This is a genomic window from Streptomyces gobiensis (assembly GCF_021216675.1).
In the GTDB taxonomy this organism is placed as follows: Bacteria; Actinomycetota; Actinomycetes; order Streptomycetales; family Streptomycetaceae; genus Streptomyces; species Streptomyces gobiensis.
In genome coordinates this window covers 3,590,808-3,610,579 of sequence record NZ_CP086120.1, presented here as the reverse complement: position 1 = coordinate 3,610,579, position 19,772 = coordinate 3,590,808, and the positions used below count along the sequence as shown (strand labels likewise).

General features: G+C 67.8%; 20 protein-coding genes. 10 read left to right on the top strand and 10 right to left on the bottom strand.

Annotated features, from left to right (window positions below; all coding sequences use genetic code 11):
* The first annotated feature begins 73 nt into the window (after nt 1-73).
* The gene (locus tag test1122_RS16925; protein ID WP_232270005.1) at nt 74-1,021 is read left to right on the top strand and encodes a glycine betaine ABC transporter substrate-binding protein; all 948 of its coding nucleotides are present in this window, start codon (nt 74-76) and stop codon (nt 1,019-1,021) included.
* 175 nt (nt 1,022-1,196) lie between these two features.
* Here test1122_RS16925 and test1122_RS16920 read toward each other — a convergent pair whose 3' ends face one another.
* Nucleotides 1,197-1,655: a carboxymuconolactone decarboxylase family protein gene (locus test1122_RS16920; RefSeq protein ID WP_232270004.1), complete on the bottom strand. Its 459-nt coding sequence runs from the start codon at nt 1,653-1,655 to the stop codon at nt 1,197-1,199.
* 213 nt (nt 1,656-1,868) lie between these two features.
* Between test1122_RS16920 and test1122_RS16915 the strand changes: the two genes are divergently transcribed.
* On the top strand, nt 1,869-2,831 hold the full coding sequence (locus test1122_RS16915) for a glycine betaine ABC transporter substrate-binding protein (protein WP_232270003.1): 963 nt from the start codon (nt 1,869-1,871) through the stop codon (nt 2,829-2,831).
* A gap of 299 nt (nt 2,832-3,130) precedes the next feature.
* On the opposite strand, the gene rocD is transcribed toward test1122_RS16915, so the two are convergent.
* Complete coding sequence (rocD, locus tag test1122_RS16910; protein ID WP_232270002.1) at nt 3,131-4,360, bottom strand: ornithine--oxo-acid transaminase; 1,230 nt, start codon at nt 4,358-4,360, stop codon at nt 3,131-3,133.
* Between the two features lie 182 nt (nt 4,361-4,542).
* On the opposite strand from rocD, the gene trpS reads away from it, so the two are divergent.
* Genes trpS through test1122_RS16895 form a run of 3 tightly spaced genes read left to right on the top strand, consistent with a single transcriptional unit; the run spans nt 4,543 to nt 7,173 of the window.
* Nucleotides 4,543-5,556 carry a tryptophan--tRNA ligase gene (gene trpS / locus test1122_RS16905; protein ID WP_232270001.1) on the top strand — a complete coding sequence of 338 codons (1,014 nt, stop codon included), beginning with the start codon at nt 4,543-4,545 and terminating at the stop codon, nt 5,554-5,556.
* A 24-nt stretch (nt 5,557-5,580) separates the two neighbouring features.
* On the top strand, nt 5,581-6,192 hold the full coding sequence (locus test1122_RS16900) for a 2'-5' RNA ligase family protein (protein ID WP_232270000.1): 612 nt from the start codon (nt 5,581-5,583) through the stop codon (nt 6,190-6,192).
* A 60-nt stretch (nt 6,193-6,252) separates the two neighbouring features.
* Complete coding sequence (locus test1122_RS16895) at nt 6,253-7,173, top strand: YihY/virulence factor BrkB family protein (RefSeq protein ID WP_232269999.1); 921 nt, start codon at nt 6,253-6,255, stop codon at nt 7,171-7,173.
* On the opposite strand, the gene test1122_RS16890 is transcribed toward test1122_RS16895, so the two are convergent.
* Nucleotides 7,124-8,398 (bottom strand): D-alanyl-D-alanine carboxypeptidase family protein, encoded by a 1,275-nt coding sequence (locus tag test1122_RS16890; RefSeq protein WP_422396995.1) that lies wholly within the window; start codon nt 8,396-8,398, stop codon nt 7,124-7,126. The two genes, test1122_RS16895 and test1122_RS16890, sit on opposite strands and share 50 nt — an antisense overlap.
* A gap of 400 nt (nt 8,399-8,798) precedes the next feature.
* Here test1122_RS16890 and test1122_RS16885 point away from each other — a divergent pair, with 400 nt between their 5' ends.
* Complete coding sequence (locus tag test1122_RS16885) at nt 8,799-9,566, top strand: SDR family NAD(P)-dependent oxidoreductase (protein WP_232269998.1); 768 nt, start codon at nt 8,799-8,801, stop codon at nt 9,564-9,566.
* Between the two features lie 153 nt (nt 9,567-9,719).
* A complete protein-coding gene (locus test1122_RS16880; RefSeq protein WP_232269997.1) occupies nt 9,720-10,238 on the top strand; it encodes a lytic polysaccharide monooxygenase auxiliary activity family 9 protein in 519 nt (172 codons plus the stop codon).
* Nucleotides 10,239-10,495: 257 nt separating this feature from the next.
* On the opposite strand, the gene test1122_RS16875 is transcribed toward test1122_RS16880, so the two are convergent.
* From test1122_RS16875 to test1122_RS16860, 4 genes are all read right to left on the bottom strand, one after another.
* Nucleotides 10,496-11,485, bottom strand: a complete 990-nt coding sequence (locus test1122_RS16875; protein WP_232269996.1) for a malate dehydrogenase — start codon at nt 11,483-11,485, stop codon at nt 10,496-10,498.
* 241 nt (nt 11,486-11,726) lie between these two features.
* A complete protein-coding gene (locus test1122_RS16870; RefSeq protein ID WP_232269995.1) occupies nt 11,727-12,794 on the bottom strand; it encodes a helix-turn-helix domain-containing protein in 1,068 nt (355 codons plus the stop codon).
* A 77-nt stretch (nt 12,795-12,871) separates the two neighbouring features.
* Nucleotides 12,872-13,774, bottom strand: a complete 903-nt coding sequence (locus test1122_RS16865) for a helix-turn-helix domain-containing protein (RefSeq protein ID WP_232269994.1) — start codon at nt 13,772-13,774, stop codon at nt 12,872-12,874.
* The gene (locus tag test1122_RS16860) at nt 13,774-14,589 is read right to left on the bottom strand and encodes a helix-turn-helix domain-containing protein (RefSeq protein ID WP_232269993.1); all 816 of its coding nucleotides are present in this window, start codon (nt 14,587-14,589) and stop codon (nt 13,774-13,776) included. Before test1122_RS16860 ends, test1122_RS16865 begins: the two co-directional genes overlap by 1 nt.
* A gap of 345 nt (nt 14,590-14,934) precedes the next feature.
* On the opposite strand from test1122_RS16860, the gene test1122_RS16855 reads away from it, so the two are divergent.
* A complete protein-coding gene (locus test1122_RS16855) occupies nt 14,935-15,309 on the top strand; it encodes a peptidoglycan-binding domain-containing protein (RefSeq protein ID WP_232269992.1) in 375 nt (124 codons plus the stop codon).
* A 112-nt stretch (nt 15,310-15,421) separates the two neighbouring features.
* Here the strand turns inward: test1122_RS16855 and test1122_RS16850 are convergent, their stop codons facing one another.
* The 3 genes from test1122_RS16850 to test1122_RS16840 all read right to left on the bottom strand — a co-directional run bounded on the left by test1122_RS16850 (nt 15,422) and on the right by test1122_RS16840 (nt 18,095).
* A complete protein-coding gene (locus test1122_RS16850) occupies nt 15,422-16,642 on the bottom strand; it encodes an NADP-dependent isocitrate dehydrogenase (protein ID WP_232269991.1) in 1,221 nt (406 codons plus the stop codon).
* A gap of 91 nt (nt 16,643-16,733) precedes the next feature.
* Nucleotides 16,734-17,237, bottom strand: coding sequence for a DUF3017 domain-containing protein (locus test1122_RS16845; RefSeq protein WP_232269990.1), 504 nt, complete (start codon nt 17,235-17,237; stop codon nt 16,734-16,736).
* A gap of 3 nt (nt 17,238-17,240) precedes the next feature.
* Nucleotides 17,241-18,095 carry a bifunctional methylenetetrahydrofolate dehydrogenase/methenyltetrahydrofolate cyclohydrolase gene (locus test1122_RS16840; RefSeq protein WP_232269989.1) on the bottom strand — a complete coding sequence of 285 codons (855 nt, stop codon included), beginning with the start codon at nt 18,093-18,095 and terminating at the stop codon, nt 17,241-17,243.
* A gap of 249 nt (nt 18,096-18,344) precedes the next feature.
* On the opposite strand from test1122_RS16840, the gene test1122_RS16835 reads away from it, so the two are divergent.
* Complete coding sequence (locus tag test1122_RS16835) at nt 18,345-19,016, top strand: RDD family protein (RefSeq protein WP_232269988.1); 672 nt, start codon at nt 18,345-18,347, stop codon at nt 19,014-19,016.
* A 177-nt stretch (nt 19,017-19,193) separates the two neighbouring features.
* Nucleotides 19,194-19,748: a hypothetical protein gene (locus test1122_RS16830; RefSeq protein WP_232269987.1), complete on the top strand. Its 555-nt coding sequence runs from the start codon at nt 19,194-19,196 to the stop codon at nt 19,746-19,748.
* The last annotated feature ends 24 nt before the right edge of the window (nt 19,749-19,772 follow it).

Here is a 19,772-nt window from a genome sequence, read left to right as displayed (position 1 = left end):
GCCGTGCGTTCCGGGGCCCACCCGTTGTGGGGGGATGCTGCCGACCGTCTGTCCAGAGGAGAGAAGTTCCCAGATGCGTGACAGCAAGCGGATACGGACCACCATCGGCGCCGGAACCGCCGCACTCGGCCTGCTTGTGCTGAGCGCGTGCGTCTCCGGCGGGGACGGGGACGACAAGAACGGCGCCGGATACGAGGAGATCACCATCGCGGTGCCGAGCTGGGCCGGGGCCCAGGCCAATGCCGCCGTGGCCCAGCACCTCCTGGAGAAGGAGCTGAACGTCCGCGTCAGGACTGAGGAGATGAACGCGGGAGACTCCTGGGACGGGATGAACGACGGTACGGTGCACGCGGTTCTGGAGGACTGGCGGGGCGAGCGTGAGCGGGAAAAGAAGTACATCGACGACAAGAAGACCGTTGTCGAGGGCGGCGACCTGGGAGTCACCGGGCACATCGGCTGGTTCGTGCCGAGGTACTACGCGGACGAGAACCCGGAAATCACCGACTGGAAGAACCTCAACAAGCACGCGAAGGACTTCAAGAGCGAATTCCTTGGCCCGGACAAGTCCTTCACCTCAAACGACACGCACCTCATCAAGAACCTGGAACTGAACCTCACGATCAAGCCCACCAAGGGCGAAGCGGGTCTGCTCAAGGAGATCGAGGCGAAGTACGCGGCCCGGGAGCCCTTCCTCACCTACTGGTGGGAGCCGCACTGGAAGAACCTGGACCTGGACCTGGTGGAGGTCAAGCTCCCGGATTACGCGGAGGGTTGTAACAAGCCGAAGAAGTTCACGGACTGCGCCTATGCCAACACCCCGCTGCAGAAGTATTTCAACGCCGACTTCGAGGAGAACGGCGGCGACGCGGCAGAGTTTCTGAAGAACTTCCGCTGGTCCACACAGCAGCAGAACGAGGTCGCCAAGATGATCGAGGGCGACGGGCTGCCTCCGGCGGAAGCAGCAGCCAAGTGGACAGCGGCCAACACCGACGTATGGCGCAAGTGGCTCCCCAAGAGCTGAGTTCCCGCGCAGGACAGTGTGCACGGACCCGCAGGTGTGTACATTTTGTGCGATGAAGACCTATCCACTCGTGGAAGCGCGCAGCCGCGTCCGCGCTGGGAGTTCCGGGTAAAGCTGCCACCGTACATGTCATCAAAGTCGGCAGGGTTGTCTGACGCGTAGGGCGCGTCGGATATCAGCCGAGTTCTGGCGGCATCCGGGTGGTGACGGCGATCCGGTTCCAGGAGTTGATGGTGAAGATCATGGCGATGATCTGGGCCAGCTCCGGCTCCTCGAAGTGCTTGGCGGCCCGCTCGTAGGCCTCGTCCGGCACGAAGCCGTCGGTCAGTACGGTGATGGCCTCGGTGAGGGCGAGGGCGGCCCGCTCCTTCTCGGTGTAGCACGCGCCCGCCTCTTCCCAGGCGCTCAGCAGGTAGATCCGCTCCTCGGTCTCACCCTGCTTGCGGGCATCCTTGATGTGCATGTTCAGACAGAACGCGCAGTGGTTGAGCTGAGAGGCGCGGATCTTGATCAGCTCGGCCAGGGTAGGGTCAACGCCCTTACGGGCGGCCGCGTCGAGGGCGATCATGGCCTTGTAGACCTCTGGGGCGTTCTTGAAGAAGTCCATGCGGGGCGTGTGGTCGTGTGTGGTCATGATGGTGACCCTACGGCCGTACTGGTCCAGGGACATGTCAATTTTCCCCGGTTGAGCACGCCTTCGGCGGGGCGCTGGATGCTCTGTGTCGGTTGCTGCCGTAGTGGGTAAGCGGGCAAATCACCCTAAAAATCATGGGGAGACGCCAGTTCGGACCCTGTTAGAGTTTGCGTATTTCCCCCACCCCTGCCATTGGTTGAAGAAAACACGCACATGTTTGCTATACGCGCCGGTAAGTGCTCCCGCAGGGCCCTCGTCGCCGGGACCGGAGCATTCGCTCTGCTCGCCCTGAGCGCTTGTGGGACCGACTCCGCAGCCAAGAAGGAGCCCGTCTCGCTGGTCGCCCCGCTGTGGACCGGTGGGCAGGCCAATACGGCTGTGGCCAAGTACATCCTGGAGAAAGAGCTGGGCTATGAGGTCACCGTCGAGGAGATGACGGAGGCGGACGGCTGGAAGGCGCTTGGCGAGGGCAAGGCCGACGCCGTGCTTGAGGACTGGGGCCTTCCCGAACAGGTCGAGCGGTATGTGGAGAAGGAGAAGACGGTCGTACCCGGCGGGCCGCTGGGTGTTACGGGCCGAATAGGGTGGTTTGTTCCGCGCTACCTGGCGGATGAGAACCGGGAAATCACCCGCTGGGAGAACCTCAACAAGTACGTGGAGCTGTTCCGTACTCAGGAGAGCGACGGAAAGGGTGTCCTGTTCCAGGGAGACCCCTCGTTCAAGTCCCAGGACGCGGCGCTCATAAAGAATCTGGACCTCAACTACAAGCTGGTACACCTCGGTTCCGAGGAAGCTCAGCTGGAGAAGATCCGCACGCGGGCCGAGAAGGAGAAGCCGTTCCTCACCTACTGGTGGACACCGCACTGGGTGGAGGCCGAGGTCGGGCTCGCCGAGGTCCGGTTGCCCGAGTACTACCCGGGGTGTGACGCCAAGGCCGAGAAGACGGCCTGTGGCTATCAGGAGACCGAGCTCCAGAAGTACCTCAATGCCCACTTCGCCAAGAAGGGCGGCAACGCGGCGGAGTTCCTCAAGAACTTCGAGTGGGGCGAGGATGAGCAGAACGCGGTCGCGAAGATGATCGCCGGGGATGGGATGTCGCCGGAGGGTGCGGCGGAGAAGTGGGCCAAGGAGAATGAGGGCATCTGGAAGAAGTGGCTCTGGGGCGTGGACGACTGATCGGTATGCGTGCCGCGCAGGGGCGGGCACGGTGCGGGGTGGCCCCGTTTCCGGGGTGGGTTCCCCTGTCCCTCCCCCAGCTACCTCCCCCAGACTCCGTCTGGGAGGTGCCCCCAGGAGGTGCCCCCACCTTCCCGGAAACCGGGGCTTCGCCCCGGACCCCGAGGTTGGCCCGGTGCGGGCCGGTGGCCGGTGTTGTGCCCACCCTCCCCCAGACTCCGTCTGGGAGGTGCCCCCACGCCCTGCGGAACGACTGCCCACAACACCTCGGGGTCTGGGGGCGGAGCCCTGCTCTCGGCTTACTCGGCCAGGACTTCGCGTAGTTGGGTCAGGGCCCAGTCCAGGTCCTCCTTGCTGATCACCAGCGGTGGGGCGATCCGGATCGTCGACCCGTGGGTGTCCTTCACCAGCACCCCCTTGGCCATCAGCCGCTCGGAGATCTCCCGCCCCGTGCCGTGCGCGGGCGCGATGTCCACGCCCGCCCACAGACCGCGCCCGCGCAGCTCCTCGACCGCGCCGGTGCCGACCAGCAGCCCCAGCTCACGGTGGAGATGGTCGCCCAGCTCCGTGGCCCGCTGCTGGAACTCGCCGCTGCGCAGCATGGCGATGACCTCCAGCGCCACCGCGCAGGCCAGCGGATTGCCGCCGAAGGTCGAGCCGTGCTCACCGGGCCGGTAGATGCCCAGGATCTCGTTGGACGACACAATCGCCGAGACCGGCACCACACCGCCGCCGAGCGCCTTGCCCAGTACGTAGATGTCCGGCACGACGCCCTCGTGCTCGCAGGCGAAGGTCTTGCCCGTACGGCCCAGACCGGACTGGATCTCGTCGGCGATGAACAGCACCTGCCGGGAGCGGGTCAGCTCCCGTACCCCGGGCAGATAGCCGGGCGGCGGTACGAGGACGCCCGCCTCGCCCTGGATCGGCTCCAGCAGGACGGCGACCGTGTGGTCACCGTGCTTGTCGAGAGCTGCTTCCAGCGCGGCCAGATCGCCATAGGGGACGATCTCGAAGCCGGGGGTGTACGGGCCGTAGTCCGCCCGTGCTTCCTGATCCGTGGAGAAGCTGATGATCGTGGTCGTCCGGCCGTGGAAGTTGTTGGCGGCGACGATGATCTTCGCCTGGCCATCCGGTACGCCCTTGACCTTGTAGCCCCACTTACGGGCCGTTTTGACCGCTGTCTCCACCGCCTCGGCGCCGGTGTTCATCGGCAGTACGGACTCCATGCCGCACAGCTCGGCCAGCTCGGTGCAGAAGGCCGCGAAGCGGTCATGGTGGAAGGCCCGTGAGGTGAGCGTGAGCCGCTCCAGCTGGGCCTTGGCGGCGGCGATCAGCCGTGGGTGGCCATGGCCGAAGTTGAGCGCCGAATACCCGGCGAGCATGTCGAGGTAGCGGCGACCCTCGACATCGGTCATCCAGGCCCCCTCCGCGGAGGCGACAACGACCGGCAGCGGATGGTAGGTGTGCGCGGTGTGGGCGTCAGCGGTAGTGATCAACTCTGCTGCTTTGCCTGGTGAAACGCTGGACATCGCGGCGCTCCGTTCATCTTGCATGCTGAAGGCGGTGCCTCTTTCTATCGTCTGTCACTCGGCGGTCTCTAGGGCCGGAACCGGGCCAGACCGGTGCGGGCCTGGTGCGCACCCCGGCGCCCGCACACCCTCCGTCACACCACGCGCCCGGGAAAGGTTCCCTCTCTGCGAGAATGGCGCGTATGGCTAACGATCGTCCCCGTGTGCTGTCCGGTATCCAGCCCACCTCGGGCTCTTTCCACCTCGGCAATTACCTCGGCGCTGTCCGCCAGTGGGTAGCACTGCAAGAGAGCCACGATGCCTTCTACGCGGTCGTCGACCTGCACGCGATCACGATCCCGCAGGACCCGGGGGAGCTGCGGGCCGCTACCCGGCTTTCCGCCGCCCAGCTGCTGGCCGCCGGTCTCGACCCCGAGCGCTGCACTCTCTTCGTCCAGAGCCATGTCCCCGAGCATGCCCAGCTCGGCTGGGTGATGAACTGTCTCACCGGCTTTGGCGAGGCCTCCCGCATGACCCAGTTCAAGGACAAGTCCGCCAAGCAGGGCGCGGAGGGCACGACCGTCGGTCTGTTCACCTATCCGATCCTGCAGATCGCCGACATCCTGCTGTACCACGCCAATCAGGTGCCGGTCGGTGAGGACCAGCGGCAGCACATCGAGATCACCCGGGATGTCGCTGAGCGCTTCAACGCCCGGTTCGGCCAGACGTTCACCATCCCGCAGCCGTACATCCTCAAGGAGACGGCGAAGATCTACGACCTCCAGGACCCGTCGATCAAGATGAGCAAGTCGGCGTCCACGCCGAAGGGCATCGTCAATCTCCTCGACGAGCCCAAGACCACCGCGAAGAAGATCAAGAGCGCGGTGACCGACACGGAGACGGAGATCCGTTACGACGTGGAGAAGAAGCCGGGCATCAGCAATCTGCTGACCATCTACTCCACACTCACCGACACCACCATCGCGGAGTTGGAGCGCCGATACGAGGGCAAGGGCTACGGTGCCCTCAAGACCGACCTCGCCGAGGTCGTCACCGACTGGGTCGGGCCCTTCCGGGCGCGCACCCAGGAATATCTGGATGACCCGGAGACGCTGGACTCCATCCTGGCCAAGGGAGCGGAGAAGGCGCGCACTGTCGCCGCCGAAACCCTCGCCCAGGCCTACGACCGGGTGGGCTTCCTGCCCGCCAAGCACTGACTGGAGCTGGGGAAGGGAGACACCGTGGGGACAGCGGGGACCGTCACGCTCGGCGTATCGATCGCGGTCCCGGAGCCGTACGGCAGCCTGCTACAGGAGCGGCGCGCGGGCTTCGGCGACCCCGCGGCCCATGGCATCCCCACACATGTCACCCTGCTGCCGCCCACCGAGGTCGACCCGGCGGCCCGGCCCGTCATTGAGGAGCACCTGGCCGCGGTCGCCGCGGCCGGGCGCGCCTTCCCGATGCGGCTGTCCGGCACGGACACCTTCCGCCCGCTCTCCCCGGTGGTCTTCGTCCAGGTCGTCGAGGGCGGCTCGGCCTGCCGCTGGCTGCAGGAACGGGTGCGGGCGGCCGACGGCCCGCTCGCCCGGGAGCTGCAGTTCCCGTATCACCCCCATGTGACCATCGCCCACGGCATCGCCGAGGAGGCCATGGATACGGCATACGCGGAGCTGGCGGACTTCGAGGCGGCCTGGACCACGACCGGCTTCGCCCTCTACGAGCAGGGCGAGGACGGCGTCTGGCGGCTTCAGCGGGAGTTCCGTTTCGGGGGCCAGCCGGGTCAGCCCCCGCCGCTGACGACCGTGCCGCACCAAGTTGATCTGGGCCGCCGCCCGGCGGCCCCGGCGCCGTAAGCCTGGCATCCTGCCTGTCGGAACAGGTGCAGGGCGGGGCGTGGGGGTAGAAACGCGCCCATGGACTGGTTGACGCGGCAGCCCGTTATCGGACCTCTGGTCGTTCGTCTGATGCGGTCGCATCTATGGCGTACCTATGTGCGCCTCGACCACACGCACTGGTCCCGGCTGGCCGCCGCCATCACCTTCATCAGCTTTCTCGCGCTCTTCCCGATGCTCGCCCTCGCCGCCGCGATCGGTGCCGCGATGCTCACCCCGGGGCGGGTCGCGCAGATGGAGGAGTGGCTTGCCGATCAGGTGCCGGGCATCTCCGATCAGCTCCCCCTTCAGTCCCTGGTCGACAACGCTCGTACGGTCGGCCTGATCGCGGGTGTGCTGCTGCTGTTCACGGGTCTGGGCTGGATCCGCTCGCTGCGGGAGTGTCTGCGCGAGGTGTGGCTGCTGCCGGAGGAGAGGGCCAACCTCGTCCTCGGCAAGCTCAAGGATCTGGCCCTGCTGGCCGGGCTCGGCACGGTGGGCATCCTCTCCCTGGGCGGTTCGGCCTTCGCCGTCGGGGCCGTGGACTGGGCTGCCGATCAGCTCGGCGTCGATCAGACCGGGCCCGGTGGCTGGCTGCTGCGGACCGCCCCGGTCGTGGCGGCCGTCGCCGTTGACTTCCTGCTGCTCTGGTATGTACTGACCCGGGTGCCCGGGGTACGCCCTTCACGGCGGGTGGTCATCGAGGCCGGGCTGCTGGGCGCGGTCGGTTTCGAGCTGCTGAAGCTGCTGCTCGGCGGCTATCTCAGGGGCGTCGCGGCGAAGAACATGTATGGCGCCTTCGGCGTGCCGGTCGCGCTGCTCGTCTGGATCAGCCTGATGACGAAACTGCTGCTGTTCTGCGCCGCCTGGACGGCGACGGAGAACAGCAGCGGTGAAGGCGAGGGAGAGGGGCCTAACCCCGCTCCTCCGGAGGACGAGATCGCTGAGGCGCTCCCCGGGTGATCGCGATGGGCAGGGGCCAGCGCCGGTTCACCGCGAACGCCGCCGCTCCGAGCACGACCAGCGTGGCGCCCGCGATGCCGAGGGCTATCCCAAAACCGCCGGACCCCTGCTCGCCGCCGACGGCGGTGTTGTCGACCGCGTCCTTGTCACCGTCGCTGTTCTTGCCGTTACCCGCCTTCACGGCCTCCTGCTCGGTCACCGGCGGCACCAGTTCCCCGACCGGCTGCACCTTCCCGGCCGCCTTGAAGCCCCAGTCCAGCAGCTTGGCCGTCTCCTGGTAGACCCTGTTGCGCCCGCTGTCCGGGTGCATGACCGTCACCAGCAGCTTCCGGTCGCCGCGTTGGGCGACACCGGTGAAGGTGAAGCCCGCCTTGCTGGTGTAGCCGTTCTTGATTCCGGCCAAGCCCTCATAGGGCTCCAGGCCGTAGTCCCCGATGAGCAGCCGGTTGGTGGTCTGGAGTTCGAAGTACTCCCGCTTCTTCTTCTCCTCCTCGTCCTTGTACCCGCCCGGGAACTTCGCCCGTACGGTCGAGGCGTACCTGCGGAAGTCGGGGTTCTGCATTCCGGAGCGGGCGATCAGCGTCAGGTCGTACGCGGACGAGTGCTGCCCCTTGGCGTCGTAGCCGTCCGGGCTGACCACATGGGTGTCCCCGGCGCCCAGCTCCTTGGCGCGCGCGTTCATCTCCCGCACGGTCTTCGTCACGCCACCGTTCAGCGCGGCCAGCGCGAACACCGCGTCATTGCCGGACCTGAGGAACACCCCGTTCCATAGGTCGTCGACCTTGTAGGTGTAGTCCTCCTTGACGCCCACCGAGCTGCTGCCTTCGCCCAGCCCCGCCAAGTCCTCGGGCAGGATGGTGTGCTCCATGTCCTTGCTGAGCTTGGGCAGCAGGGTGTCAGCGAACAGCATCTTGATCGTGGAGGCGGGCGGCAGCCGCCAGTGCGCGTTGCGCGCGGCCAGTACCTCTCCGCTCTCCGCGTCCGCCACGATCCATGACCGTGCGGTCAGCCCTTTTGGCACCTTGGGCGCCTTGGCTCCGTCGATCGGCTCTATCTGGGTGCCGGGACGGCCTAGCCGTTCACCCCCTACCGTGGACATCTTGGCGGGCGGTTTGGCCTCGTCGGTGTCCTTCGCGTACGCGGGGACGGCACCGGCGAGCAGGGCGGGCAGCAGCGCCGCGGCAGTTGCCGTTATTCGGACGGCGGTATGAAAAGTCTTTGGCACGCTGTGAACGTACAGCTTTACTCCCCTAATGGGGACATCCACCAGGGCTCCTCGGGTGAACAGCTTAGGCCAATAGGTGTACCCAGTCGGCGTGTCAGATTCGTCCCAGCCGCCATAACCGCCATAGCCGCCACAACCGCCACGGTTCGCGGCCGCCTCGGTCCGCCGTCGTCGCCAGAGGTATTGGATGCCCACAATATCGGGGATGCCCAGCGGCTGGCCTGTATAGCCCGGAAGTGTAGAGCGCAGTGGGGCTCTCACCAATGAACCTCTCTGCCGCATGAGTTATCGCATATGTGCACGAGGCACCGGTCTGTCTGGATCCGGTCATACGGACGGTCGCCACCGGTAGCGGCTGGGTAGGCCTCGGGGTGCAAACCGACTCCACAGGGGAGGGCCTATGGGAGAAACAGCACGGCGGCTGTCCGGGACCGTGGCACTGGTGACCGGAGCGACCAGCGGAATAGGTGAGGCGACAGCCCTCGCCCTGGCCGCTGAGGGAGCGGCGGTCGCTGTGGTGGGGCGGCGCCGCGATCGTCTGGACCGGCTGGCCGACCGGATCCAGCGCGACGGCGGCGACGCCACGCTGGTACGGCAGGCCGACATCACCGATGAGGACCAGGCGCGCGACGCCGTGGAGCAGACCGTCAGCGAGCTCGGGCGGCTCGACACGGTGGTCAACAACGCGGGACTGATGCTGCTCGGCCCCGCGGAGGAAGCCAAGCTGGACGAGTGGCAGCGGATGGTCGAGGTGAACCTGCTCGGACTGATGTACACCAGCCACGCCGCCATCCCCCATCTGCTCCGCGCCGCCACCGACGGCGACCGCCGGGTGGCGGACCTCGTCAACGTCGGCTCCACACTGGGCCGCCGCACGAAGAGCGGCCGCGCGGTCTACAGCGCTACGAAGTTCGGCGTGGGTGCCTTCAGCGAGGGCCTGCGCCAGGAGCTGACCGCACGACACGTCCGGGTATCGGTGATCGAGCCCGGCAGCACGGTCACGGAGCTGCGCACCCACAACCGGCCGGAGATCCAGCGGGAGCTGGACGCCAAGGCCATCGAACGGCTCGAAGCCCGCGATATCGCGGAATCCATCGGCTTTATCGTCACCCGGCCACGCCATGTGTCCATCTGCGAGCTGATGATCCGTCCGACCGACCAGCTCTAACCAGCCCTCCCTGGTCTCTTGACGGTGGTCTGACAATCGTTAAGTCTAGACCAATTGGCGATGTGAAGAACCCACTCGCCTCCCCCCACAGTCAACGAGGCCGCCGAAGCCCTCAACCCCCATTTGAGCGGCGGCCTCCATCAGGGAGTTGGCATGCACAAGAACAGGAAGCTGGCCGTCGCGATCGGCGCGGCAGTCGCCCCTCTCCTCGTCATCACGCTGCCCGCCAGCCCGGCGAGCGCGCACGGATATGTGAACTCACCCCCCTCCCGCCAGGCCCAGTGCGCAGCCGGAACGGTCTCCTGCGGCGACATAAAGTACGAGCCGCAGAGCGTCGAAGGGCCAAAGGGCCTGCGGAGCTGCAGCGGTGGCAACGGACGGTTCGCCGAGCTGGACGACGACAGCAAGGGCTGGCCCGTCACCCCCGTCAGCAGCAGCCAGTCATTCCAGTGGCGGCTGACCGCCCGGCACGCCACCAGCACCTGGCAGTACTTCGTGGGCGGCACCAAGGTCGCGGAGTTCAACGACGGCGGCGCCCGGCCGGGCGAGACCGTCACGCACCAGGTCAACTTCGGTGGCATCAGCGGCCACCAGAAGGTGCTCGCGGTCTGGAACATAGCCGACACCCCCAACGCGTTCTACGCCTGCATCGACATACGCATCGGCAACTGACCGCGGGTAGGGCTCCACCTTGTTGTGGGCACTCGCAGCCCCGCGAGGGGCTGTGGGTGGGCACAACACCCGGCCACCGGCCCGCACCCGGCAAACCCCCGGGGCCCGGGGCAAAGCCCCGCCACGCGGCGGAGCCGCATATCGACACAGCGGGAAGGGGCGGGATACGGGGAAACCCACCCACAGCACCCCGCAACGGGGCGAAGCCCCCCCGGCGTGGCGGGGAGCCGCGCACAGGGGGCTGGGGGGAGGGAACCTCAGATCAGGCCAAGGCCGCGGACCGCTTCGCGCTCCTCCGTAAGCTCCTGAACGGAGACATCAATACGAGCCCGCGAGAAGTCGTTGATCTCCAGACCCTGGACGATCTCGTACGAGCCGCCCGAGCAGGTGACGGGGAAGGAGGAGATCAGGCCCTCCGGGACCCCGTAAGAGCCGTCCGAGGGGATACCCATGGAGGTCCAGTCCCCAGCCGGAGTGCCATTGACCCAGGTGTGGACGTGGTCAATGGCGGCATTGGCGGCCGAGGCCGCCGAGGACGCGCCCCGGGCCTCGATGATCGCCGCACCGCGCTTGGCGACGGTCGGGATGAACTCGTCGGCGAGCCACTTCTCATCGTTCACGGTCTCAGCCGCGTTCTTGCCCGCGACCTCCGCGTGGAAGATGTCCGGGTACTGAGTCGCGGAGTGGTTGCCCCAGATCGTGAGCTTCCTGATCTCGGAGACCGGCACACCGGTCTTCTTCGCGAGCTGCGACAGCGCACGGTTGTGGTCCAGGCGAGTCATCGCCGTGAACCGCTCGGCCGGTACGTCCGGCGCCGCGGCCTGCGCGATCAGCGCATTCGTGTTGGCCGGGTTGCCCACGACCAGCACCTTGATGTCGTCCGCGGCGTGATCGTTGATGGCCTTACCCTGCGGCTTGAAGATGCCGCCGTTGGCCTCGAGCAGATCGCCGCGCTCCATGCCCTTCGTCCGCGGCCGGGCACCGACCAGCAGGCCGACGTTGGCGCCGTCGAAGGCGACGTTCGGGTCGTCGGTGATCTCGATGCCCTGAAGCAGCGGGAAGGCGCAGTCCTCGAGCTCCATCGCGGTGCCCTCGGCGGCGCCCAGCGCCGGAGTGATCTCCAGCAGACGGAGCTTGACCGGCACATCCGGGCCGAGCAGTTGGCCAGAGGCGATACGGAAGAGCAGCGCGTAGCCGATCTGGCCGGCGGCTCCGGTGACGGTGACATTGACGGGAGTGCGGGTCATGGCGGTCTCCGTTGAACCTGACAGTCGGTGGCTGGATCTCTTGGATCCCTTGAATCTCTCTACATCAAGAGACCCGGCGTCAGGCTATCGTGCATCCCCCCGCGCGGACACGCAGGGCAGCCGCCCACTCAAGGAGGGGGGAGCGTGGGCGGCTGCCGGGCGCGCGGTGCCGCACCCGTGGGGGGTTGTGAAAGCATCTGCCCCGGATCGTGGCGCGCATGCCCCCTATTCGGGCCGGCCCTTACGACGTGGTGCAGCCCTCGGCGCCGACGGCCGTCTCCAGACAGACCCGAGCCGCCTCGGCGTTCTTGGCGGCGACCATCTTGGTGTAACCGTCCGTGTCCTCGCCGACCTTGCTGTCCTCTGTCTTCTGGTCGGCCGTTATACGCACCGTGGCGCCCGGCGCGGCGTCGGTGACCCGGGCCCAGGCCGCCTTGCACACCTCGCTGTACCGCACCTCGATATAGGCGCCGCTGAAGATGGCGTCGGAGGTGGTCTCGGCGTACTGACCGCCACAGCCCATCAGCTCCGGATCCTCACCGGCACAGTCCTCGCCCGAGCACTTGACCCCGGCCGGGAGTTTCGGGGCGGGCTTCGTGGGGGCCGTCGTCGGCTCCGCGGCGGCCTGGTCCTCGCCGCCGCCCAGATCGAAGAGGAACACCGCGGCCCCTATGACCGCCAGCGCGCCCACCACTCCCGCCAGGAACATCCCCGCCCGGCGCGAGCCGGAGGGATGGCCGCCCCCGCCCTGGAGCGGCGGCGTGGCAGGACCGGCAGGGCCGGGCGGCTGCGGCGCGTGGTACCGCCGGTCCCGCGGCGCGACCGGCTGCGCCGGAGCCCGGGACTGACGGCGGAGCACCGTGGTTGAGTCGGTCTCCTCCGGGCCTGGCGGCAGCGGGGTGGCGGCATTGACCGGCTTCGTCCTGTCCCGTCCCCTGGCCTTCTTCTTCGCCGCCGGGGCGTCCGGTTCGAACGCCCCCAGCGCCTCCCGGGCCTGGGAGATCCGTATGGCCTCCATCGTCATGTCGTGCCGCATCTCGGCCCGGCTCCAGGCCCGTTCGGCCAGCTCCCACATGGTCGCCAGATGCCGTACGTCTGTGCCGGTCACCTCGGCCAGCGCGGAGATCGCCCCCTGCGGCGGGAGCAGCCGTCCATTGAGATAGCGCTCCCAGGACGTCTTGCTGTAGCCGGTACGGTCCGCGACCGCGGCGATGCTCAGTCCGCTGCGGTCCACAAGACGTCGCATCTGGCCCGCGAACTCACGGATCTCTGGATCCAGCTCCTCCGGCAGCGCCCTCCAACGAGGCATTGCCTCCCCCTCCTCCCCCTGTACGTGCTGTATGTGCTGTACGTGCTGTGGTGAATCCCCCATGTGCCAGTGTGCCACTAGGGAGGAAAGCACTCGCGCTCCCCGCCGTCCTTCGGCAGCAGACAAGCCCGCAGCTCCGAACGGTCAGAAGCCCACGTCATACGGGTGTACACATAGCCGTCCGCGTCATATTCATCGTCGACCCGGGCGACTTGAGAGGCACCATTCTTATCAGCCGAAGAGGTGACCAGCACACGGTCGCCGATATCCGCGTTCCAGATACGGCCCCAACCCGCCGAGCACACCGTGCTGTAGCGGATCTCCAGCCGCGCCCCGCTGGCGGACCGGTACTCGGCGACCGTCACAGGGTCAGCATGCGCGGCGCCGCACGCGTTCTGCTCGGGGTCCTTGCCGGTGCACTCCGCCCCACGGCAGCCGGTGGTCAGGGCCGGTGACGGCGATGGCGAAGCATCGCCCGACGCGCTGCCGAGGAAGCCGAACGCGAAGGCCGCCCCGACCGCAGTGAGCGCCCCCGTCCCGGCCAGCACCGTGGTGACGGCCCCCCGGCGGCCCCGTACAGCCACCCGCCAGCCACCCCGCCGGGCAGACTCCCCGGACTGCCCAGACTGCCCGGACTGCCCCGATGCCGCTGACGCCGCTGACGCCGAAGGTTCCGTAGCGCCGGACGGCTGCGGCTGCGGTGGCGGTGAGGCCCAGCCGCCCCGTCCGGACCAGGCGGCATCGGCCAGCTCCCAGAGGGCGCCCAAGCGCCGGACAGCCTCCCGCTCGGCCCGGCACACCCGGACCAGCTCCTCGACGGCCTGCCGGGACGGGAGCTTCTTGCCGTTCAGATAGCGCTCCCAGGAGGACTTGCTGTACGAGGTGCGCTCGGCGAGCGCGGCCAGACTCAGCCCGCTGTCCGCGCGCAGCTCCCGCATCGCCTCCGCCAGCCGCTCGCACTCCACCAGCTTCTCGGGCATCAGTCGCGGAGGACCTTCCAGGTATGCGGGCCGATCTTGCCGTCGACCACCAGCCCATGTTCCTCGCGGTTCTCGCGCTGAAAGCGCTTGACCGCGCGCTCGGACTTGTTCCCGTACACGCCGTCGACACCGCCGAGCTCAAACCCGTGGTGGACCAGCAGGCACTGGGCCTCGACAACCTCCCAGCCGGCGCTGCCCTGCACCAGCAACGCCGTGTCCGTATCGCTGCGGCCCGCGTGGAGCTTGCCGTTCTCGCGGGTCACATCGCAGCTGTAGGTACGCCCCGGCTTGTGCTCGAACACCGCTGCCTCGGCTGGCGGTTGGGTGTCCTCCCGCTGCCACGGCCGGGCGGCCAGCAGCCCGGCGCCCGCGACGATGAACACCGCTACCACGGCCAGCGCCACCCACAGCCCACGGCGATGTGGCACGGGCGCGGCCACCGGCTCGGCGGCAGGCTCCCCGGCCGTCTCCCCGGTCGTCTCCTCGGTCGTCTCCTCGGTCGTCTCCTCGGTCGTCTCCTCGGTCGTCTCCTCGGTCGTCTCCATCCCCCCGTTCCAGGACTGCTCCGCCACTTCGTGCAGCACCAGCAGCCGGGACGGCTCGGTGCCACAGGCGCGGGCCAGTTCCTCCACAGCCTGACGTGAGGGCAGTTGCTTGCCGTTGAGATAACGCTCCCAGGACGAACGGCTGTACGCGGTCCGTCCTGCCAGCGCGGCCAGGCTCAGCCCACTGTGATCCTTCATTCTCCGCATCTGTACGACGAGTTGACGGACTCGCTGGTCCAGCGAATCCGGCAGCTCCTTCCAACGCGACATGCTCCACCCCATTCGCGTCCGCACCCGGCACGGTCAAGTCCGGGTTTTTTCGGAACGATGCCCGAAAACTACCGCCCGGCGCGGGTACCGCCCCCATCGGCCATCCGTTCCAGCCATCGTTCATGGCTGTCCCACATCCCAGCACGGTATCCGCGCGGCAGTCATCCCAGCAGGTCAGGGCCTGGGACATCCCAGTTTGGCCCACTCCAGCCGTCTGTTGTGGCGGCGGATGCGATTGGCGAGCAATCTCGGTTACGCACAACGGGCGGCGTGGTCCACCCCGCGCCGCCCCATCGACAGGGTCCCCAACAACAACTGGGGAACGCCAAACGGGAGGAACTCATCATGAACATCCGTAGGAGCATCGTCGCCGGTGCGATGACCGCCGCCATCCTCGGCGGCGCGGGCGCGCTGGCTCCGGCCGCCCAGGCCGGCACCACCGCCCAGCCCGCCACTCAGCAGTCCGGCGATGTCTCCATCACCGCGTCCTGTGGCTACTACGGCGGGAAGGCACTGACCATGCGGGGGCACACCGGAAAGCGGGTGAAGGAGGTGCAGTGCCTGATCAACAAGCTGTGGCAGGGCGGTAACCCGCTGAAGGTCGACAGCATCTTCGGGCCCGAGACCGAGCGGTGGGTCAAGAAGTTCCAGCGTGACCACGGCCTGGCTGCCGACGGCAAGGTGGGGAAGAACACCTGGGCGATGTTCCGCGCGTACTGAGCCACATCACGTACAGCACGTCACGCAGGAGCACGTCACGTACGGAGCACATACGGCGTTGGCCCGTCCTCACGGGGGAGAGGACGGGCCAACGGCCTGTATGCGGTCCGGCTTACACCTCGGCCATCTTCTTCTTCAGGCCCTCGTCGAGCGCGTCCAGGAACTCCTCCGTGGTCAGCCACGGGGTCTCGGGACCGATCAGCCGGGCCAGATCCTTGGTCATCTGGCCGCCCTCGACGGTGTCGACGCAGACCTGCTCCAGAGTCTCGGCGAACGTGGTGACCTCGGGGGTGCCGTCCAGCTTGCCCCGGTGGGCCAGACCACGGGTCCAGGCGAAGATCGACGCGATCGGGTTGGTCGAGGTGGCCTTGCCCTGCTGGTGCTGGCGGTAGTGGCGGGTGACCGTGCCGTGCGCGGCCTCGGCCTCGACCGTACGGCCGTCGGGGGACATCAGCACGGAGGTCATCAGACCGAGGGAGCCGAAGCCCTGCGCGACGGTGTCGGACTGGACGTCACCGTCGTAGTTCTTGCAGGCCCAGACGTAGCCGCCCGCCCACTTCATGGCGGCGGCCACCATGTCGTCGATCAGACGGTGCTCATAGGTGAGCCCGGCCTTGTCGAACTCGTCCTTGAACTCCGCGTCGAAGACCTCCTGGAACAGGTCCTTGAAGCGGCCGTCGTAGGCCTTCAGGATCGTGTTCTTGGTGGACATGTAGACGGGGTAGTGACGGGCCAGGCCGTAGCGGAAGGACGCGCGGGCGAAGTCGCGGATGGACTCGTCCAGGTTGTACATGGACATCGCGACGCCGGAGCCCGGGAACTCAAAGACCTCCAGCTCCATGGGCTCGGAGCCGTCCTTCGGGGTGAAGGTCATGGTCAGCGTGCCCTCGCCCGGGACCTTGAGGTCGGTCGCGCGGTACTGGTCGCCAAAGGCGTGACGGCCGATGATGATCGGCTTGGTCCAGCCCGGGACGAGCCGGGGCACATTGCTCATAATGATCGGCTCGCGGAAGACCACACCACCGAGGATGTTACGGATCGTGCCGTTCGGCGACCGGTACATCCTTCTGAGGCCGAACTCCTCGACCCGGGCCTCGTCCGGGGTGATGGTGGCGCACTTGACGCCGACGCCATACTCCTTGATCGCATGTGCCGCGTCGACCGTGACCTGGTCGTCCGTGGCGTCGCGGTGCTCGATCCCGAGGTCGAAGTACTTCAGGTCGACATCGAGGTACGGCAGGATCAGCTTGTCCTTGATGAATTGCCAGATGACGTGGGTCATCTCATCGCCGTCGAGTTCGACGACGGGGGCTGCAACCTTGATCTTGACCATGAGTACGGTACGTCCCTCTCGCGCGCCTCCAGTCGAAGTATCTCGCCATCAAGATACTCGGCCATCCCAAGACTGCCCGCAACCCGGCCCGTCAGCGGACGGAGAATCCCACGATGTCCTCCAGGAAGGGAATCGTCAGCCAGGGCTCCGGTGGAGCCATCAGCGCCAGGAGCACGATTCCGGTGCCGAGCGCCCCGTAGGTCAGCACATCCGTGAACCGGGAGCGGACCGCCAGCATCCCGACCGAGGGCAGCAGCCAGCGCAGTACAGCCCCCGTGAGCAGGGCCGCACCTATGACCAGCGCGCCGATCCGGGCCTCGACGAGGGTGACCAGCAGGCCCGCCGCGGCCCCGGCCAGCACCGTGAGCAGCGGCCACTGCCGGTACGGCGCCGGGGCGTGCCCCGCCGCGGCCCGCTCCCCGCCCTCCGGCCGGGCGGTGTCCCGGGTCAGCGACGGGAAGCGGCGGGATCCCTTACGCGGCGCCGAGGCGTCCGGGGCTGCGGCGCCGTTCACACCGTTTACGCCGTTCGCACCGTTCACACCGGCCGCACCGGACTTACGGCCCCGGGGGGCGCCCGTGGAGTCTGTGCCCATGGCTCAGCCCGCGTTCCGTTCGGCGGCCTCGACGACATTGGCGAGCAGCATCGCCCGGGTCATCGGGCCGACGCCGCCCGGGTTCGGCGAGAGCCAGCCCGCGACGTCCGCCACGCCCGGGTGCACATCGCCGACGATCTTGCCGCTCTCATCCCGGCTGACACCGACATCCAGCACGGCCGCACCGGGCCTGATGTCCTCCGGCTTGATCAGATGCGGCACCCCGGCAGCGGCCACCACGATGTCGGCCCGGCGCAGATGCGCGGACAACTCGCGGGTCCCGGTGTGGCACTGGGTCACGGTGGCGTTCTCCGAGCGGCGGGTCAGCAGCAGCGGCAGCGAACGGCCCACGGTCACCCCACGGCCGACCACCACGACATCCGCGCCCTTGATCTCCACCTGGTGGCGGCGCAGCAGCTCGATGATGCCGTTCGGGGTGCAGGGCAGCGGCGCCGCCTCACCCAGCACCAGACGGCCCAGGTTCATGGGGTGCAGCCCGTCGGCGTCCTTGCCCGGGTCCATCAGCTCCAGCACCCGGTTGGTGTCGATGCCCCGGGGCAGCGGCAGCTGCACGATGTACCCGGTGCACTCCGGGTTCGCGTTCAGCTCCCGTACGACCTCCTCGATCTCCTCCTGGGCAGCGGTCTCCGGCAGCTCACGCTGGATGGATGCGATGCCCACCTGGGCACAGTCACGGTGCTTGCCCGCCACGTACTTCTGGCTGCCGACGTCCTCACCGACCAGCACGGTGCCCAGTCCAGGCGTGCTGCCACGGGCCTTGAGGGCCGCTACCCGAGTGACGAGCTCGGATTTGATCGCGGCCGCGGTGGCCTTGCCGTCGAGAATCTGCGCGCTCATAGTCCCATCCTCCCGGATCGGGTGCCGAGGTCTCCAATCCAGGTCTCCGATCCGGGGCGAGTGCATTGCAGCTTCGCCACGGTTACGGGCCCCGAGTGGACAGCGTTCACGGTAGGCGATGATGATGGCCGGCAGTGCTGCGGCCGACGGGGACGGCTGTGGGGGGACACCGGCACTGACTCTCCCTCCCTTCTTCCTCCGGCAGAACGGCACGGCAGTCCCGTAAAGACCGCTCGGAGGAAACAGACAGTGAGCTACCCGAACCCGAACAACCCCTACGGCCAGCAGCCGCCGCAGCAGCCCTACGGCGGCGCCCCCCAGCAGCAGCCGGGTTACGGGTACCCCCAGCAGCAGCCGCCCCAGCAGCCGCCCGGTTACGGGTATCCCCAGCAGCAGCCGGGCTATGGGTACCCGCAGCAGGGCGTGCCCCCGCAGCAGGGCTACCCCGGCGCCCCGTACGGCCACCAGCCCGCCTACGCGGGCTGGTGGGGACGGTTCGCGGCCGCGTTCATGGACGGGCTGATCGCCTTCGTGCCCGCACTCGTCCTCGGTCTCATCGGCAGCGCGATCCTGGCGGGCAGCACCGAGTGTGACCAGTACGGGCAGTGCAGCCCGGAGGGCGGTGGGTTCGGGATTGTCCTGGTGATACTCGGCTATGTGGCGTCCTTCGGCATCGGCCTGTACATGCTCTATCTGAAGGGCACGCGCGGGCAGTCCGTCGGCCAGAAGATGGTCGGCATCCGCATGGTGCGGGAGGCCGACGGCCAGGTGCTGGGCTTCGGTATGGCGTTCGTCCGCTACCTCGCGCACTTCCTGGACGCCCTCCCCTGTTACCTCGGCTTTCTGTGGCCCGCGTGGGACGCGAAGAAGCAGACCTTCGCCGACAAGATCGTGGGGTCGGTCGTCATCAAGTCCCAGTGACGCACCCAGTGATGCGCTGTGATGCGACGCCGAAGGGCGGCCCTGCCACACCGGCAGGGCCGCCCTTCGGCGTCACGGCGCCAGCAGTGCCGCAGCCCGCCGCCGCTACCTGGTTCAACCGGCCCCGATAGTGAGCACTCTGTCCTGAGAGATCCGTGTCGCACCGTTGGAGACGCCATGAGCAGCCCGGACCCGCATAACAGCCCCTACGGTCCCCCGCACACAAGCCAGCAGCCGCCGCAAGGCGGTTATCCCGCCTATCCGCAGGAACAGTACGGCGGTTATCCCGGGGCGCCCGGGACAGCCCCGGAGATGCCGGGCACGCTCAAAGCGGCACGGACGCTCCTGTTCGTCCTGGGCGGCATTTCCGCACTGCTCGCCGTTCTCCTGCTCATCACCGCTGCCGCGATCACCACCGAAGACCTCAAGGATTTGAATGGCCTGGACGACCTGGCTACCGCGCGGGTCGCGATCGTCGTCGTGGCCGTCATACTCGGGGCCCTGGCGGCCCTGCAGATCATCACCGCAGCGCTCTTCGGGCGCGGCCGGGGCGGGGTGCGCATCAGCTCGATCATCACCGGCGCGCTGGTCATCCTGCTCGGACTGCTCTTCCTCGTCGGTGTCCCACTGATCGGACTGGTCTTTGTGACCTGTGGCATTCTTGTGATCGTTTTCTGCTCCAAGCAGGACGCCGGTCACTGGTTCAACCACCCGCCGTCCTCGGTGGGTTGAGCATGATCCACCACCACGGCGAAG

Coding starts and splice junctions, on each gene's coding strand:
- test1122_RS16830 (WP_232269987.1), top strand. CDS start 19,194: ATGAGCAGCCCGGACCCGCATAACAGCCCCTACGGTCCCCCGCACACA.
- trpS (WP_232270001.1), top strand. CDS start 4,543: ATGGCTAACGATCGTCCCCGTGTGCTGTCCGGTATCCAGCCCACCTCG.
- test1122_RS16920 (WP_232270004.1), bottom strand. CDS start 1,655: ATGACCACACACGACCACACGCCCCGCATGGACTTCTTCAAGAACGCC.
- test1122_RS16860 (WP_232269993.1), bottom strand. CDS start 14,589: ATGTCGCGTTGGAAGGAGCTGCCGGATTCGCTGGACCAGCGAGTCCGT.
- test1122_RS16925 (WP_232270005.1), top strand. CDS start 74: ATGCGTGACAGCAAGCGGATACGGACCACCATCGGCGCCGGAACCGCC.
- test1122_RS16845 (WP_232269990.1), bottom strand. CDS start 17,237: ATGGGCACAGACTCCACGGGCGCCCCCCGGGGCCGTAAGTCCGGTGCG.
- test1122_RS16875 (WP_232269996.1), bottom strand. CDS start 11,485: ATGACCCGCACTCCCGTCAATGTCACCGTCACCGGAGCCGCCGGCCAG.
- test1122_RS16895 (WP_232269999.1), top strand. CDS start 6,253: ATGGACTGGTTGACGCGGCAGCCCGTTATCGGACCTCTGGTCGTTCGT.
- test1122_RS16840 (WP_232269989.1), bottom strand. CDS start 18,095: ATGAGCGCGCAGATTCTCGACGGCAAGGCCACCGCGGCCGCGATCAAA.
- test1122_RS16855 (WP_232269992.1), top strand. CDS start 14,935: ATGAACATCCGTAGGAGCATCGTCGCCGGTGCGATGACCGCCGCCATC.
- test1122_RS16870 (WP_232269995.1), bottom strand. CDS start 12,794: ATGCCTCGTTGGAGGGCGCTGCCGGAGGAGCTGGATCCAGAGATCCGT.
- rocD (WP_232270002.1), bottom strand. CDS start 4,360: ATGTCCAGCGTTTCACCAGGCAAAGCAGCAGAGTTGATCACTACCGCT.
- test1122_RS16865 (WP_232269994.1), bottom strand. CDS start 13,774: ATGCCCGAGAAGCTGGTGGAGTGCGAGCGGCTGGCGGAGGCGATGCGG.
- test1122_RS16880 (WP_232269997.1), top strand. CDS start 9,720: ATGCACAAGAACAGGAAGCTGGCCGTCGCGATCGGCGCGGCAGTCGCC.
- test1122_RS16915 (WP_232270003.1), top strand. CDS start 1,869: ATGTTTGCTATACGCGCCGGTAAGTGCTCCCGCAGGGCCCTCGTCGCC.
- test1122_RS16885 (WP_232269998.1), top strand. CDS start 8,799: ATGGGAGAAACAGCACGGCGGCTGTCCGGGACCGTGGCACTGGTGACC.
- test1122_RS16850 (WP_232269991.1), bottom strand. CDS start 16,642: ATGGTCAAGATCAAGGTTGCAGCCCCCGTCGTCGAACTCGACGGCGAT.